Below are 16168 nucleotides of genomic sequence, written 5' to 3'. Positions count from 1 at the left end.
GAACAAGCCGCTCAGTTCCGGATGGAATTCGCAGCGGCTCGTTCCGGCAGAACGGGAAAGAACGATTATGAAATTCAAGGCATGCCTGACGGCGATGGTCGGGGCCATGGCCGCCACAGCGGTCGCGGAGCCTCTGCCTATCGAGGATCTGGCGCGCGAGCCGGCGATCACCAGCGTCACCATGTCGGCCGACGGCTCCTATCTGGTCGGGCTGATCACGCCGCCCGGCGACGAGGGCTCGGAGCTGGCGCTGACGGTCTGGGACCTCGAAGAGGGCGGCCCGCCGACCGTCACGCCGTCGAACGACCGGATGCGCTTCTTCTATGCCCAGGCGCTCAAGGCGGACAAACTCTTCGTCGGCGGCCGGCAGGCATGGACCGGTGCTCTGAGAGGATGCGGCGAGGGCAAGTCCGTCGGCTCGACGGCGACCTTCCTCACCAAGCTCTACATGACCGACAAGGAGATGGACGACTTCGACGAGGCGTTCACCAAGAGCCGGAAGACGCGCGGCGTGAGCGAAGCGACGGAGCGCTGCTTCGAGTTGGCGGGGACGGCCTCGCTCTATCAGGACCTTCCGCTCGATCCGAACGACGTGATCGTGCAGCGCGTGAACCAGGCGAACTTCGTCACGGAATATGTGCGGGTCAATCTCAAATCGGGGGCCGAGGAACTCATCTACCGCTCCGGCGGCGGCGAGGCGGCTGACCTCTTCGATCCGCGGACCGGCGAGCTCCTGGTCAAGGCGCGGACCGAGCCCGCGAACGGCGACTACCAGTTCCAGGTGCTCATCCGCGACGACGCGACCGGAGAATTCAACGTTCACGACCCGCTCACCTCAAGCGCGCGCGACCGCTACACCGTCTCCGTCGTCGGACGCGACGAGCAGAGCGGCAACTACTACGTCGTGACCGACAAGTTCTCGGACACGGCCGACGTCTACTTCTACGATCCGGTCGCCCGCAGCTTCAGCGACGAGGCCCTCTTCGCCCTCGACAAGTTCGAGGCCTCCGGTGTCGTGCTCAGCCGCCGAGAAGCCGATTTCGGAAAGCTCCTCGGCTTCCGCTACATGGCTGACACCGGAAAGACTTATTGGGTCGATCCGGAATGGGACAGCATGATGGCTGGTGTGGAAGCCGCCTTCCCTGGGCAGAATGTCGGCGTGATCGACTACACCGACGATCTCTCCAAAATCCTCTTCGAGACCTCGAGTTCCGCCAACCCGCCGGGTTATCACCTGCTCATCGACCGCAAGGCGGTGCAGACGCTCGGCAATGAACGGCCCTGGATTGAGACGGAGGATCTGCGGAAGACGGACCTCGTCTACTATACGGCACGCGACGGGCAGGAAATTCCCGGCTTCCTGACGTTGCCCAAAGGCTTTGAGCCCGGTAGCGATACGCCGCTTCCGGCGGTGGTCCTGCCCCATGGCGGTCCTTGGGCGCGCGACACGGCGGGCTGGGACGGCACAGGATGGCCGCAATTCCTGGCAACGCGCGGCTATGCGGTGCTGCAGCCGCAATATCGCGGCAGCACGGGCTGGGGCCGGGATCTCTGGCTGGCCGGAGATGCCCAATGGGGCCTCGCCATGCAGGACGACAAGGATGACGGGGCGCAATGGCTCGTCGAGCAGGGCATCGCCGATCCGGATCGGATCGCCATCTTCGGCTATTCCTATGGCGGCTTCGCGGCCATGGCGGCGACGGTTCGGGAGGACGGCCCCTTCCGCTGCGCGATTGCCGGAGCGGGCGTCTCCAACCTCGAGCGGATTGGCCGGGGCTGGAGCGACAACAGGCTTCAGCGCATCCTCCAAGGGCGGACCGTGCGCGGCATGGACCCGCTCGAAAACGCGGACAAGGCCAACATCCCGATCCTCATCTATCACGGGGATCGCGATGTCCGTGTACCGCTCTTCCACGCGAAGGACTTTTATGATCGCGTGAAGGACAGAGTGGACGCGGAACTGCTCGTGGTCGACGACATGCCGCACAGCCTTCCGTGGTGGCCCGAGCAGCACGAGGAGACTCTTGCGGCGATTGAGGGCTTCCTTGCGGATGACTGCGAGATGAAATGAGGAAAGGCGCCCGGCTGCGGCCGGGCGCCTCTCTCGGGATGTGTAAAGCGCCGGCACTCGATGCGCGGGACAATCAGCGTGCGCGAACCGTTTCGATCGCTTCAGTTACCGCTTCGGGGTCGTAGCCGGGGACGAGACGGATCCGTTTCCCGTCGGGCGAAGCGACGATGAAGGCCGGCGTGCCCTGGATGCCGAGGTCCGCGGCGATTTCCGTAGACAGCTCGATTTTTCCGGCCAGTTGCGCCCTCATGGCCCGGTCATCGAGGGCCGCTTCGACGCTGTTTCCGGCTCCGGCCCGGCGGGCGACTTTCTTCAGCCGGTCGCGGTCTAGGGTGCCGGCGGTGTTCATCAGCGCACGGTGCATCTCTTCATAGCGGCCGGCATCCGCTGCCGCGAGCCCGGCGAGCGCGGCGGTGCGGCTCTCCTCGCGCAGGATCGGCAGATCCTGGAAGACCACCCGGACGCCGTCCTCACCGGTGAGGCCGAGAACGTAATCCGCCGCCCTGCGGCAGAAGCCGCAATGATAGTCGAAGAACTCGACGACGACGACGTCCGCCTCGGCGGGGGATGCGCCCATGGCATGCCCGGCCTCGCCGGAGATCAGCGTCGGCAGGTGGCGGCGCGCCGCCTCCTCGGCGATGAGCGCGGCCGTCCGCTGCTCGTCGGCCTGATAATTGCCGACCGATTCGAGGATGACCTCCGGATTGGCGAGGATGTAGTCGCGGATGACCGCCTCGATCTCGGCCCGGCTCAGGCCCTGTTCCTCCTGGCCGGTCGAGGGCATCAGGGCGAAGGCCGCAGCGAGAGGCGCGGCCGCGACGGCGGCCAGGGCGAAACGTTTCATCGGGAGTCTCCTGTCAGCCGCGGCGACCGTGGCGGCGCGCCTTGCGGGCTGCGTCTTCGCTCGCGTTCAGAATGTCGAGCGCCTGTTGATGTTCGGGAGTTCCAGCCTCCAGATCGTCTCTCGCCCGGGTGGCGAAGCGGTGAGCCGAGGGCAGGTCGCCGCGCGCGAAATCGGCTTCGGCCTGGGCGAGGCTGGCGAGGTCCGTCCGCCCCTGGCGGGCATGGGCGCGCGCAAGCTCGGTCCAGCCGAAGGCATTGTCCGGCTCCATTTCGAGCGCGACGTTGAGAAGGCCGATCGCCTCCTGCACGGCCTCCGGCTTCTCGGTCGCGACGAGCGCGCGGGCGAGGTTGATCTTGAGAAGCGCGTATTGCGGGCCGAGAGCGACGGATTGGCGGTGCGGGGCGACCGCCTCGGCGACGCGGCCATGCTCGAACAGCATCTGGCCCTTGAGCTCCTGGAAGAAGGGGTTGTCAGGCTCTTCCTCGATCAGCCGGTCGATCTCGCGTTGCGCCTTTTCGAGGTCGGAGGCGCGGTAATAGGCGACGGCCCGCGCATAGCGGGCAGGGGCGGATTGATCGCGCAGGGGATAGCGCCGCAGCGTCGTCTGCGGGCCCTGCATGAAGCCGTTGATCTTGGCCTGGATCATTCTGAGGCGCTCGATCTCCTCCGGGCTGTCCTCCTCCCCGTAATGCTCCATCGCCGCCACGCGGTCGCGGAGCATCGCCATGCGTCGCGTCGCGAGCGGGTGCGTCTGCATGTAGGGGTCGATGCGGCGGGAGGTCAGGAGCTGGCGGTTCTGCAGCTTGCCGAAAAAGGTCACGAGGCCTTCGCCGGAGCTGCCGACGGCCTCGAGATAGCCGGCGCCGGCCTGGTCGGCCGCCGATTCCTGCCCCTGGCTGTAGGCGAGGTAGTTGCCGATGCCGACGGACTGGCCGAGGCCGGCCGCGGCCATGCCTGCCTCGGGCGGCGCGCCCGCCGCGATGAGGGCGGCGCCGAGGACGAGGCTCAGCATGGCGGGGCGGGAGGCCTTGGCCATCGCCTCCTGTCCCCTGACGGCGTGTGCGCCGGCGAGGTGGCCGACCTCGTGCGCCAGCACGCCCTCGACCTCGTTCGGCGTGTCGGCGGTGGTGATCGTGCCGGTGTGCATGCCCATGATGCCGGGACCGGCGAAAGCGTTGACCGACGGATCGCCGATCAGGAGGATGTCGATCCCTTCGGCCGGGACGCCCGCGACATCCATGAGCGGCTCGGCGTAATCGCGCAGCCACTGCTCGATCTCGGCATCCCGCAGCAACATCTGGGCCTGCGCCTGGGCGAGGGCGAAACAGGCCGCCGCCATCGCCCAGGCGAGAGCTTTCCAACCGCGTGTGGCCATGATCGCGCGCGCTCCTCCGTCACTTCCGATGGTCCCTAGCATCGCTCAGCGTGGCGCGGGCGTGACGATCGGGCAAGGCCGGAGGAGGGGGCGCCTCCTCCGGACAGGCGGCGTGAGGTCAGCGGCCGAGCGCCCGCTGCCACCATCCGCCGCGCTTGGGCCCTTCGGGCTTGGCCTCTTCGGGCTGCGGCGTGTCCGCGGCATCCCGAGAAGCGGGCTCGGCGGGTTCGGCGGCCTCTGCCGGTTCTGCGGGCTTCGCCTCGCCCTCGGGCGCGAGCGTCGGCATGGGAGACGCGGGAGCGGGCTCCGCATCCGTCTTCTCCTCGCCGGATCCGGAGGCTTCGGCCGCTTCGGCCGGCGTCTTCGGAGAAGCCGCCTCTTCCTCCTGGGGCGCTGCGGGAGCCGCTTCCTGCGGATTCACGTCCCGATAGCTCTGCGCCGTGGCCTCGGCTTCGCCATCGGTCGCCTCGGCGGCTTTCGGCGGTTTCGCCTCTGAAGGCGTGTCGGCGGTCTTGGCAGGCTTTTCCTTCGCCTTGGCGGACTCGTCCTCGTTTTTCCCGTCACCGGAGGCGGCGTTCACCTCTTCGTTGTCGCCTTCATCCGAGCGCCGGTTGCGCCGGCCGCCCCGGCGGCCGCGGCGGCGGCGCTTGCGCGGCTTCTGCTCGTCCTCGTCGTCGGACGCTTTCTTCTCGGTCCGCTCCTCGCGGTCGGCCTCGTCCGCCTGGGGAGCGGCCTCCTTGCGATCCTCGGCCTTGCGATCCTCGGCCTTGCGGGTCTCGGTCTTGCGGCCCTCGGGCTCCCGCTCCTCGTCATCGAGCGTGACCAGTTCCTCCCGCTGCGCCTGGCGGAGGGATTGGGGCGCCTGCGGCTCGCCGCGGCTGGAGATGTCGTACTGGTCGCCGTTCTTGTGCGCGTCGCCCGTCACCTCGACCGACAGGCCGTAAGTGGCCTCGATCCGGTTCAGCCAGTCGCGCTTCTGGTTGAGGATGTAGAGCGCGACATCCATCGACGTGTCGACCGCGATCACGCCGGCCTTGCCCTTGATCGCCTCTTCCTCGACCGAGCGCAGGATGCGCAGCGCCGCCATCTCGACAGACCGGATCGCGCCTGAGCCTTCGCAGAGCGGGCATTGGCGTGTCGTCCCGTCGACGATGCCGGAGCGGCGCCGCTGACGGGAGAATTCGAGCAGGCCAAAATTCGAGATCGAGCCGAGCTGGATCCGCGCCCGGTCGGTCTTCATCGCGTCCTTGAGCTTCTTCTCGACCGCGCGGTTGTTCTTGTTCTCCTCCATGTCGATGAAGTCGATCACGACGAGACCGGCGAGGTCGCGCAGGCGGCACTGGCGCGCCACCTCTGCGGCGGCCTCGAGATTGGTCTTGAGCGCCGTCGCCTCGACATTGCGCTCCTTGGTGGCCTTGCCCGAGTTCACGTCGATCGAGACCAGCGCCTCGGTCTGCTGGATGACGAGATAGCCGCCCGATTTCAGCTTGACCGTGGGCTGGTACATTTCGTCGAGCTGCTGCTCGACGTGATATTTCAGGAAGAGCGGCACCTCGTCGCGATAGGGCTGCACGTTCTTGGCGTGGGACGGCATGAGCATTTTCATGAAGTCCTTCGCCTCGCGATAGCCCTCCTCGCCCTGGACCAGGACCGCGTCCGTGTCCTTGTCGTAGAGGTCGCGAATGGCGCGCTTGATGAGGCTCGCCTCTTCGTAGATCAGGCAGGGCGCGACCGATTTCAGGGTCTTGTCGCGGATCGTCTCCCACAGGCGCGAGAGGTAGTCGTAATCGCGCTTGATCTCGGCCTTGGTGCGCTTGGCGCCGGCGGTCCGGATGATGAGGCCCATCCCGGTCGGGATGTCCATCTCGCTCATCGCCTTGCGAAGGCGCTTGCGATCGGAGGCGTTGGAAATCTTGCGGCTGACGCCGCCGCCGCGCGCCGTGTTCGGCATGAGGACGCCATAGCGCCCCGCCAGGCTGAGATAGGTGGTGAGCGCCGCGCCCTTGTTTCCGCGCTCTTCCTTGACCGCCTGGACCAGCATGATCTGGCGGCGCTTGATCACTTCCTGGATGCGGTAATTGCGCAGCAGCCGCGCGCGGTCGCGCTTGGCATCCTCATAGCGCCGTTCGAGCTCGGCGATCTCCTTGGCCCGGGGATCCTCGGTCTTCGTGTCGGCCTTCGCGTCGGTCCGGGGTTCGGACTTGGCTTTCGAGGCGGTCTCCGCGTCATCGTCCGAAGACGTGTCCTCGTCCTTGCGGTCTTCGGCGGCTTCGCCGTCCCCGGCGCCGGCCTCGGCCTTCTTGCCGCGACCGCGGCCGCCGCGGCGCCGGCGGCGGCGCGGCTTGCTCTGGGATTCGTCCCCGTCCTCGCTGTCGCCGCTTTCGTCATCGTCCGCCGCGCTGCGGGCCTGAGCGGCGTCCTGAGCGTCGTTCCGGGCCGTCTCGGCGGCCTCTGCGCCGGTCTCGCCGGACCCCTTGGCCTGCGCCTCGGGCGCATCGCCGTCCTCGGCCGTCTCGGCGGCGGCCTGCGCGGTGCTCGTCGCCTCGTCGGTGCGCAGTGCGGCGCTCGAAGCGGATTCGGTGTCCTCGCCGGGAGTGTGCTCGGCCTCCTCTTCGGGAAGGCTCGCGATCTCGTCTTCCTCGATGGCGTGCCAGCCGGCATCCTCCGCGGAGTCCTCTCCGGCGTAATCGGCCGGGCGCTCCGCATCGTCGCGGCGCTCGCCCTCTTCGGGCGGCGTCTCGCGCTCTTCTTCCTCTTCTTCCTCGTCGGGCTCTTCGTCGCCGGCGTCGTCCTCTTCGGGAACGTCGTCCTCTACGGCGCGCAGGCCGTCATCGTCCTCGTCGAGATCGACCTCGTCATTCTCGTCGCCGGCCAGCGCCGCGAGCGCCTCGGCGAGTTCCGCTTCCAGCGCCTCGGCCTTGCGCAGGACCTCGCGGTCGGAGACGGGAATCTGGTAGTAGTCCGGATGGATCTCGTTGAAGGCCAGGAAGCCGTGGCGGTTGCCGCCATATTCGACGAAGGCGGCCTGGAGGGAGGGTTCGACCCGCGTGATGCGGGCCAGGTAGATATTGCCTCTAAGCGGCTTGCGCGACAGCGACTCGAAGTCGAAGTCCTCGACCTTGCCGCCGGAGAGAACCGACACACGGGTCTCTTCCGGGTGGCTGGCATCGATCAGCATCTTCTTTGACATGAATTCTCGCTCCCCGGCGCGCTGTCGCGCCGGGCGAAGGAAGCTCGGTGCCGGCCCCCACGCGCGCGCTGACCCGGCGGCAGGCGGAGCCTGCGGCGGTGGCGGCGGTGAGAGTGAGGGCGGCAGGCGCCATAGCTTCGGTTCCAAACAGCCCCTGAGGGGCGATGCCCCCAAGGGGGATGATGAGGTGGGAGCGGACCGCTCCCGAATTGCCGCTTCCTTTCGCCCCGCCTGGCAGCAATGCGCTACGGGAGCGCCGCTGGGCGAAGGGCCGGCCGGGGAAGCCTCCGGCGCGGCAGGAGGCGAATATCGCGCTCCGGCCGGTGCACTGTGCAGGAAAGCGGCGGGCGCGACAAGCGATGCTCGCGGTCTGTCCGCTTTTCCCCTTTCGCCCCGCAACCGCCTCGGTGCAAGGTTAACGCGTCGTTAACGGCCGGGCGGGCAGCATTGGCTGGTCAAACCGCGCCCGCTTTGCCATCAGGATGCGAAGCGGTGACGGCGGGAGGGTGGTGACGCGATGGCACTGACATGGCGACGGGCTGCGGCGTTCTGGCCGGTGCTGGTCTTTTCCCTGTGGGGCGTTCTCGCCTTCGCGGAGGAGGCGGCGACGGAGCCGCATGTCGAGGCGGTCCGCCTTGGCGTCGACGCCAAGGGGCAGACGCGAATCGTCTTCGACATGGATGCCCGTCCGGCCTTCGCCGTCGAAGCGCGCGTAGGCGAGCACATCGCCGTCGCCATCCACGGCGCCACCTTCGCCGTCGCCGAGGGCGAGGGCGTCGGCGTGGTCACGCGCTATCGCGCGACCGATGGCGGCGCCGTGCTGACGCTGGACGAGCCGGCCCTGCCCGTGCGCAGCTTCGTGCTGCCGCCCGCGGGCGATGTCGCGCATTACCGCCTCGTCATCGACCTCGAGGGTGTCGAGCCTTCGGTCTTCGCCAAGGCGGTTCCCGAAGCGCATTCGGACGGACCCATCGCCCAGCGCCTGGCCGCGGCCGAGGCGGAGCTGGCCCCGAGCCCGACCCTGAAGCCGGAGCGGCAACCGCCCGCGATCGCCCTCTCGGCCCGCGACGCCAAGGTCATCGTCATCGATCCGGGCCATGGCGGCCACGATCCGGGCGCCTCCGGCGCGAGCGGGCATCCCGAAGAGGTCGCCACGCTGGAGGCGGCGAAGGCGCTGTCCACGATCCTGACGGCGCGGGGCTATGAGGTCGTGCTGACCCGCGAGGATGACAGCTATGTCGATCACGAGGAGCGGATCGAGCTGGCCCGGCGCCGGCGCGCGGACCTCTTCTTGTCGCTCCATGCCGACGCGCATGACGATCCGGACCTTCGCGGGGCCTCGGTCTATACCCTGTCCGAGAAGCGCTCGGCGCGCATGGCGCGGGAGATCAAGCGGTCCGGCGACTTCCATCTCTACGACGTCGCGCTGAGCGAGGACGAGCAGGATGTCGGCGCGATCCTGTTCGATCTCGCCAATTCCACGACGCAGAACGAATCCGGACGCCTCGCCGCCGCGCTGATCGACGAGCTGCAGGGCACGGTGCCCATGATCAACAACACGCACCGCAAGGCGGGACTGAAAGTCCTGCTGGCGCCCGACGTGCCGGCGGTCCTCTTCGAGATGGCCTTCATCTCGAACCCGGAGGACGAGGCGAATCTGCGTTCGGCCCGCTGGCGGCGCACGGCGATGACGGCGGTCGCCGACGGAATCGACGATTATTTCGGCGCGCGCATGGCGACCCGCACCGCCACGGGCCCGGCGGGCGGCTGAACGCCCCTTTGCTGCCACCTTTGTAAGAGAACGAGGCATTGTCCTTTCGGGGGTAGGGCTGCGATATCCTCCTGAAGACGTGAATTAGGGGCGGGCCCAATGGGCGCAGACGATTACAACCCGGAAGATCACCGGTTCGGCATCACCGCGCCGGTCGATCGGGACGAGCGGCTCTACAAGGATCCCGAGCCCGAGCGGAAGCCGAAGGGCCGGCTGCGCCTCGCGCTGAAGATTCTCGGCGGGCTCGCGGTCCTCGGCATCGTCGCGGCTTTGGCCGTCGGCATCTATGCGTGGACCTATATCTCCGGGCTGGACGTGCCCGAGCACGATGTCCTCGCCGATTACGAGCCTGCGGTGACCACGCGGGTCCATGCGGGCGATGGCAGCCTCGCGGCGGAATTCGCGCGGGAGCGGCGCCTCTTCGTGCCGGCGGAGAGCATTCCGGACACGGTCAAGCAGGCCTTCATCTCGGCCGAGGACAAGAACTTCTACGAGCATTCCGGCGTCGATCCGCTGGCTTTCGTCAAATCCAACCTGCCGCGCCTCATCAAGGGCGAGCGGCTGGTCGGCGCCTCGACCATCACGCAGCAGGTGGCGAAGAACTTTCTCCTGACCTCCGACCGGAAGATCGAGCGGAAGGCCAAGGAGGCGGTGATCGCCCGCCGCATGGAGCGCGCCTTCACCAAGGAGCAGATCCTCGAGCTCTATCTCAACGAGATCTATCTCGGAAACCGCAGCTATGGCGTGGCCGCCGCGGCGCTGAACTATTTCGGCAAGCCGCTGGGCGAGCTCGAGCCGCATGAGGCGGCCTATCTCGCGACCCTGCCCAAGGCGCCTTCGAACTATCACCCGATCCGCCGCACGGAGCGCGCGCTCGGCCGCCGGAACTGGATTCTCGGCCAGATGGCGGAGAACGGCTATCTCAGCGAGGCCGAAGCGCAGCGCTATGCCGACATGCCGCTCGGGGCCAAGATCTCGCCGCCGCTCGGCGCGGTCGACGATGCCAATGCCTATTACGCGGAGGAAGTCCGCCGGCGCCTCGTGGACCAGTACGGCGTCGAGGCGCTGTACGATGAGGGCCTCTCGGTCCGCACCACGCTCGATCCCCGGCTTCAGGCGGCGGCGCGGCAGGCCTTCCGCAAGGGGCTCGAGGATTATGACCGCCGCCATGGCTGGCGGGGGCCGCTGGCCGAGATCGAGCTGCCCTCCAACCTCCAAGCGCGCGCCGAAGGCGAGGGCAGCGAGGAGCCGGCCTTTGTCTGGCAGGAGCGGCTGAACGAGACGCGGCAGGACCTTTTCAATGCGCGGCAGGCTTCGGACGACCTCGCCCCGTGGATGGTCGGCGCGGTCCTGAAAGTCAGCGCGCAATCGGCCCTGATCGGCCTGCCCGACGGCACGACCGGCACGCTGCCGCTCGAGGAGGCGCGCTGGGCGAAGCGCTATGTCGACGCCAATTCGACGGGCGAGGAGGTGACGGCCCTCACCCAGGTGCTCGGCTCGGGCGACGTCGTCTATGTCGAGCCGGTGAGCGCCGAGGGCGAGGCGCTGCGGCTCGCCCTGCGCCAGGTGCCCGCCGTCGATGGCGGCCTGGTCGCGATCGATCCGCATACGGGCCGCGTCCTCGCAATGGTCGGCGGCTATTCCTTCGGCCTGTCCGAGTTCAACCGGGCGACCCAGGCCTGGCGCCAGCCGGGTTCGACCTTCAAGCCCTTCGTCTACGCGACCGCGCTCGAGAACGGCTACACGCCGTCCTCCATCGTGCTCGACGCGCCCTTCGTGGCGCCGGGCCTGAACGGGGAGTGGTGGAAGCCCGGCAACTACATCGCCGACCGCTTCTATGGCGAAAGCACGCTGCGCCTCGGGATCGAGAAGTCGCGGAACACGATGACCGCGCGGCTCGCGCAGGATCTGGGCGTCGGTCCGATCATCCGCCTCGCCGAGCGCTTCGGCGTCTCCGAGCAGCTGCCGCGCGAGCTGGCGATTTCGCTCGGGGCCGGAGAGACGACGCTGATGCGCCTGACCACGGCCTATGCGCAATTCGTTAATGGCGGCAAGAAGATCGAACCCGTGCTGATCGACCGCATCCAGGACCGCTATGGCGATACGATCTATGCCCGCGACAGCCGCACCTGCCTCGAATGCAATGCCGAGGAATGGGACGGGCAGGCAGAGCCCGTTCTCGCCGATCCGCGCCAGCAGGTGATCGATCCCCGCACGGCCTATCAGATGGTCTCGATCCTCGAAGGGGTGATCGACCGCGGAACGGGCGCGCGCATCAACAATTTCGTCGACCGCTCCGTGCCGCTGGCCGGCAAGACAGGCACGACGGACGATTACCGCGACGCCTGGTTCGTGGGCTTCCACCCGGACCTCGCCGTGGGAGTCTATGTCGGCTTCGACACGCCCAAGAGCATGGGCGAGGGCGAGGGCGGCGGCATCGTCGCGGCGCCGATCTTCGGCGAGTTCATGCGCCTCGCCCTTCAGGGCGAAACGGTCGTGCCCTTCCGCGCCCCCTCCGGCATCCGCCTCGTCAGGGTGAACGCGACCACCGGCCTGCCCGCCAATCCCGGCGACAGCAATGTCATCCTCGAAGCCTTCAAGGCGGGCGACGACATCACGGGCGATGACCGCTTCAGGGCCGATGGCAGCATCCTCGACCGCGGCCGGGGAGATGAGGGGATCACCGACGATCTCGGAGGGATCTACTGAGATGAAGCGGGCCCTGCGCCAGGATGCCAGCGTTCTCGTCGTCGAGGACGACATGCTGATCGCCCTCGATACCGAGGAGCGCCTGCGCCAGCTCGGTTTCGGCACCGTCAGCGCGGCGGGAAACTTTCGCGAGGCGAGCGGCCTCATCGAGGGCGGCACCTTCGACCTCGTCCTCTGCGACCTGAACCTCGACGGGATCAGCAGCCTGCCGCTCGTCGAGCAGCTCGCGCGGAACGGAGACAGCGTCGTCGTCACGAGCGGGTATGACAGCGCCGATGCGGCTCTGGCCCGCCTCGGCGTCCCGGTCCTGACCAAGCCCTATAGCGGAAACGACCTCAAGGCGGTTCTCGACGGGCTCGGTTTCTAGCCGGTCCCGGCCGGCTCTGCCGCGATCCGTCTTGCGGGCATGCGCCGGCTTGGTTATCCCGTTCTTCCCACAAGAAACGGAGCGTTCCGTGCGCGCAGAGATCAACCACGAAGCCGAGCAGGTGAGGCAATCGCTGTCCCTGCTGAGGAGGCGTCTTTGACTGGGACGTCGCCAATGCCCGCCTTTCCGAACTGAACGAACTCGCCGAGGATCCGGCCCTCTGGGACGATCCCGACAATGCGCAGAAGCTGATGCGCGAGCGCACGCGCCTCGACAACGCGATCGGCGCGCTGACCGGCATCGAGACCGAGCTGTCCGACCTTCTCGAACTCGCCGAGATGGCCGAGGCCGAGGATGACGAGGCCGCGCTCGACGAGATGCAGGCGAGCCTCGTCACCCTGCGCAAGCGCGCGGGAACGGCCGAACTCGAAGCGCTGCTTTCGGGCGAGGCGGACGCCAACGATACTTATCTCCAGGTCAATGCCGGCGCGGGCGGCACCGAGTCCAATGACTGGGCCGGCATGCTCTTGCGCATGTATGTGCGCTGGGCGCAGCAGCACGGCTACAAGGTGGACGTCACCGACCAGACCGATGGAGAAGAGGCAGGCATCAAGTCGGCCACCATCCTGGTCAAGGGCGAGAACGCCTATGGCTGGCTGAAGACCGAAAGCGGCGTGCACCGCCTCGTGCGGATCAGCCCCTTCGACTCGGCGGCCAAGCGCCATACGAGCTTCGCCAGCGTCTGGGTCTATCCGGTCGTGGACGACGAGATCGAGATCGAGGTCAATGAGAGCGACTGCCGCGTCGACACCTTCCGGGCGTCGGGCGCCGGCGGGCAGCACGTCAACACGACCGACAGCGCCGTGCGCATCACGCACGAACCCACCGGTATCGTCGTGCAGTGCCAGTCCGAGCGGTCCCAGCACAAGAACCGGGCCACCGCCTGGAACATGCTGAAGGCGCGCCTCTACGAGCAGGAGCTTCAGCGGCGCGAGGAAGAGGCCAATGCCGAGGCGGCCAGCAAGACCGATATCGGCTGGGGCCACCAGATCCGCTCCTATGTCCTGCAGCCCTATCAGATGGTGAGGGACCTGCGCACGGGCGTGGAAAGCCCAAGCCCGGACAATGTCCTCGACGGCGACATCGACGCCTTCATGGCGGCGGCGCTGGCCCAGCGGGTCGGCGGCAAGGAGGAGGCGTCGGGCTGAGAACGCCCGCGCTTCCCGCCCCCGGCTTTTCATTGCGGCAGCGTTGACCTAGTGTCCGCGCGAGCCTCTTCGAGACGATAGCCTTGCAGCCAAGAGCCTTCCTCCTGCTGGCGGTTCTGCTCGCCGCGGCGCTCCTTCAGAGCGCGGCGGCGGCGCATGGCGTCGTCTATGGCTCCGAGGCTCATGAGCATGGCGGCATGCCCTGCGCGCTCGCCGCGCATTCCTCTCACGACGATGCGGCCGCGCCGCCGCCGGACGGGCCGGTCCTGATCCTGCCAATGCCGGCGCCGGCCGTCCGCGCCTTCGAAGCGCGGGCCGCGGTCGTCCCGACGGTCACCGTCACGCCGCCAGGACGGGCGCCGCCACTCGCTTTCTGAACCGGTTTCCGGCCGCTGCCCTGGCGCGGCGGCATCCCCATTCAGAAAGCGAACGAACCATGTCCCATTCTCCGCATGCGCGCGCCTGCGCAGCCCTCGCCGCGTCCTGCGCGGTGTCCGCCCTTCTTCCTGCTCACGCTCAGGAGGCGCCGCCGCAGCAGCGGGCCGCCGATGACGTGATCGTCGTGACCGGATCGCCGCTCGACCGCACGCAGGACGAGCTCCTTGCCGGGGCCTCTGTCCTGTCCGGCGAAGAGCTGGCGCGGCAATCGGCCAGCACGATCGGCGAGACCCTGCGCCAGGAGCCCGGCGTCTCGACCACCTTCTTCGGCGCGGGCGCATCGCGCCCCATCATCCGGGGCCTCGGCGGCGACCGGGTCCGGATCCTCACCAACGGCATCGGCTCGATCGACGCCTCGTCGGCCAGCCCCGACCATGCCGTGGCGGTCGAGCCGGCGACGGCCGAGCGGATCGAGGTGATCCGGGGCACGGGGCTTCTCCGCTATGGCAGCTCGGCTGCCGGCGGCGTGGTCAACGTCATCGACGGGCGGCTGCCGACCGAGGCGCCCGAGACCGGCATAGAGGGCGCCCTTCGCGTGCAGGGCAGCACGGTCGATGACGGCGCGGAGGTCGCAGGCGGGGTCACGGGCCTTGCGGGCCGCATCGGGGGCGTCGACGTCGTCCTCCATGCCGCCGGCACCTGGCGCGATGCCGAAGACTACGAGATTCCCGGCTTCGCCGAGTCAGAAGCGCTGCGGGCGCTCGAAGAGGCCGAGGAAGAGGACCTCGACCACGACGAGGAAGAACCGGGCGCGCTGGAGAACAGCTTCACGAACAGCGCCTCGGCCACTGGCGGTCTTTCCTTCATCGGCGAGCGCGGTTTCCTCGCCGTGTCGATCCAGGACACGAACACGCGCTACGGCGTTCCGGCCGGACATGCGCATGAGGAGCACCTCGAACTCGAAGAGGAGCATGGAGAAGAAGAGCACGAGGAAGAGCACGCCGAGGAAGGGGGCGTCTTCATCGACCTCGGCCAGACCCGCTACGACCTCAACGCCGCCTATGAGCCGGAGCGTTTCGTCGAGGCGATCCGCCTCTTCGCGGGCTATGCCGACTATACCCACACCGAATTCGAAGGGCCGGGGGAGCCAGGCACCGTCTTTTCGAACGAGGGCTATGAGACGCGGCTGGAGGTGACGCAGATCGAGCGCGACGGCTGGCGCGGCGCAAGCGGCCTCCAGCTGCGCAAGCGCGACTTCGCGGCCATCGGCGAGGAGGCCTTCGTGCCGCCGACGAAGACCGAGCAATGGGGCCTCTATACCTTCCAGGAATGGCGGGACGGCCCCCTGCATCTCGAAGGAGCGCTGCGCTTCGAGACGACCGAGCACGAGCGCAGCACGGATGGCCGGACCCTCGATTTCGACGGGCTCTCGGCATCGCTCGGCGCCGGCTATGACGTGGCCGACACGCTGACCCTCGCAGCGACCCTGCTGCACACCAAGCGTCCGCCGACCAGCGAAGAGCTGTTCTCGGACGGCCCGCACCTCGCCACCGACGCCTATGAACTCGGCGACCAGACGCTCGGCATCGAGACGGCGAACGGGATCGAGGCGCTGGCGCATCTGCATGGCGACCGGGGCTATCTGACCCTGAACCTGTTCTACACGGATTACGACGACTACGTATACGAACGGGAGACGGGCCTCTTCGCCGACGAGCTTCTGGCCATGCGCGGGGTGGACGACCCCGAGGAGCTGGAGGAATTCGGCGAGCTGCCGGTCTTCCAGTTCACCGGCGCCGATGCGCGTTTCGCGGGCTTCGAGCTCTATGGCGAATACGAGTTCGCGGAGGCGGGCGGCTTCGTCCTCACCGCCGATGGCGTGCTCGACTATGTCGATGCGGAACTGACCGGCGTGGCCGAGGGCGAGGAGGAGGACCTGCCCCGCATTCCGCCGCTCGGGCTGACGGGCGGCATCGAGGCGGACGGCTACGGCCTCAACCTCCGCGCGGAGGTCGAATATGCGGGCGAGCAGGACGACGTGACGGATTTCGAGCTGCCGACCGACAGCTATGCGATGATCAATCTTTATGCATCATACGCGCTGACCGACCAGCTCATGCTCCGCGCCGCCCTCCTCAACGCCAATGACGAGGAGGCGCGCACGCATACCTCCTTCCTCAAGGACGAGGTGCCCCTGCCGGGCCGGAACTTCCGCGTCTCGCTCGGCTACGCCTTCTGAGCGCGGCGAGGGGGCG

Annotated in this window: 10 protein-coding genes; 7 read left to right on the top strand and 3 right to left on the bottom strand. The window is 68.0% G+C overall.

Features of this window, described 5'->3' with window-relative positions; all coding sequences use genetic code 11:
* Positions 1-67 precede the first annotated feature (67 nt).
* Positions 68-2071, top strand: coding sequence for an alpha/beta hydrolase family protein (locus tag IE88_RS0104945; protein ID WP_031551036.1), 2004 nt, complete (start codon positions 68-70; stop codon positions 2069-2071).
* Between the two features lie 73 nt (positions 2072-2144).
* Here IE88_RS0104945 and IE88_RS16310 read toward each other — a convergent pair whose 3' ends face one another.
* The 3 genes from IE88_RS16310 to IE88_RS18825 form a co-directional block, all read right to left on the bottom strand.
* A complete protein-coding gene (locus IE88_RS16310; protein ID WP_051881525.1) occupies positions 2145-2915 on the bottom strand; it encodes a DsbA family protein in 771 nt (256 codons plus the stop codon).
* 13 nt (positions 2916-2928) lie between these two features.
* Entirely contained in the window at positions 2929-4290 is a 1362-nt protein-coding gene (locus IE88_RS0104935) for a M48 family metalloprotease (RefSeq protein ID WP_036766617.1), read from the bottom strand.
* Positions 4291-4408: 118 nt separating this feature from the next.
* The gene (locus tag IE88_RS18825; protein ID WP_031551025.1) at positions 4409-7480 is read right to left on the bottom strand and encodes an Rne/Rng family ribonuclease; all 3072 of its coding nucleotides are present in this window, start codon (positions 7478-7480) and stop codon (positions 4409-4411) included.
* A gap of 517 nt (positions 7481-7997) precedes the next feature.
* Here IE88_RS18825 and IE88_RS0104925 point away from each other — a divergent pair.
* From IE88_RS0104925 to IE88_RS0104900, 6 genes are all read left to right on the top strand, one after another.
* Positions 7998-9251: an N-acetylmuramoyl-L-alanine amidase family protein gene (locus tag IE88_RS0104925; RefSeq protein ID WP_051881523.1), complete on the top strand. Its 1254-nt coding sequence runs from the start codon at positions 7998-8000 to the stop codon at positions 9249-9251.
* Positions 9252-9350: 99 nt separating this feature from the next.
* Complete coding sequence (locus IE88_RS0104920) at positions 9351-11960, top strand: penicillin-binding protein 1A (protein WP_081871444.1); 2610 nt, start codon at positions 9351-9353, stop codon at positions 11958-11960.
* Position 11961: 1 nt separating this feature from the next.
* Entirely contained in the window at positions 11962-12327 is a 366-nt protein-coding gene (locus IE88_RS0104915) for a response regulator (RefSeq protein WP_036766616.1), read from the top strand.
* Between the two features lie 88 nt (positions 12328-12415).
* Positions 12416-13535 (top strand): peptide chain release factor 2 gene (gene prfB / locus IE88_RS0104910; protein ID WP_156032378.1). Its coding sequence is split into 2 segments (ribosomal slippage): positions 12416-12484 and positions 12486-13535, totalling 1119 coding nucleotides; the frame shifts between segments, so codons are not numbered across the junction.
* 83 nt (positions 13536-13618) lie between these two features.
* A complete protein-coding gene (locus IE88_RS0104905; RefSeq protein WP_031551010.1) occupies positions 13619-13912 on the top strand; it encodes a hypothetical protein in 294 nt (97 codons plus the stop codon).
* A gap of 59 nt (positions 13913-13971) precedes the next feature.
* On the top strand, positions 13972-16152 hold the full coding sequence (locus IE88_RS0104900) for a TonB-dependent receptor (protein ID WP_051881522.1): 2181 nt from the start codon (positions 13972-13974) through the stop codon (positions 16150-16152).
* Positions 16153-16168: the final 16 nt, after the last annotated feature.

The organism is Parvularcula oceani, assembly GCF_000733125.1.
Lineage (GTDB): Bacteria > Pseudomonadota > Alphaproteobacteria > Caulobacterales > Parvularculaceae > Parvularcula > Parvularcula oceani.
Note: the sequence above shows the minus strand (reverse complement) of the source record. Positions and strands in the feature narration are given on the sequence as shown.

What these genes read in the sequence shown, in the direction of transcription:
- IE88_RS0104900 (WP_051881522.1), top strand. Translation starts at nt 13,972, where the DNA reads ATGTCCCATTCTCCGCATGCGCGCGCCTGCGCAGCCCTCGCCGCGTCC.
- IE88_RS0104925 (WP_051881523.1), top strand. Translation starts at nt 7,998, where the DNA reads ATGGCACTGACATGGCGACGGGCTGCGGCGTTCTGGCCGGTGCTGGTC.
- IE88_RS18825 (WP_031551025.1), bottom strand. Translation starts at nt 7,480, where the DNA reads ATGTCAAAGAAGATGCTGATCGATGCCAGCCACCCGGAAGAGACCCGT.
- IE88_RS0104920 (WP_081871444.1), top strand. Translation starts at nt 9,351, where the DNA reads ATGGGCGCAGACGATTACAACCCGGAAGATCACCGGTTCGGCATCACC.
- IE88_RS16310 (WP_051881525.1), bottom strand. Translation starts at nt 2,915, where the DNA reads ATGAAACGTTTCGCCCTGGCCGCCGTCGCGGCCGCGCCTCTCGCTGCG.
- IE88_RS0104915 (WP_036766616.1), top strand. Translation starts at nt 11,962, where the DNA reads ATGAAGCGGGCCCTGCGCCAGGATGCCAGCGTTCTCGTCGTCGAGGAC.
- IE88_RS0104935 (WP_036766617.1), bottom strand. Translation starts at nt 4,290, where the DNA reads ATGGCCACACGCGGTTGGAAAGCTCTCGCCTGGGCGATGGCGGCGGCC.
- IE88_RS0104945 (WP_031551036.1), top strand. Translation starts at nt 68, where the DNA reads ATGAAATTCAAGGCATGCCTGACGGCGATGGTCGGGGCCATGGCCGCC.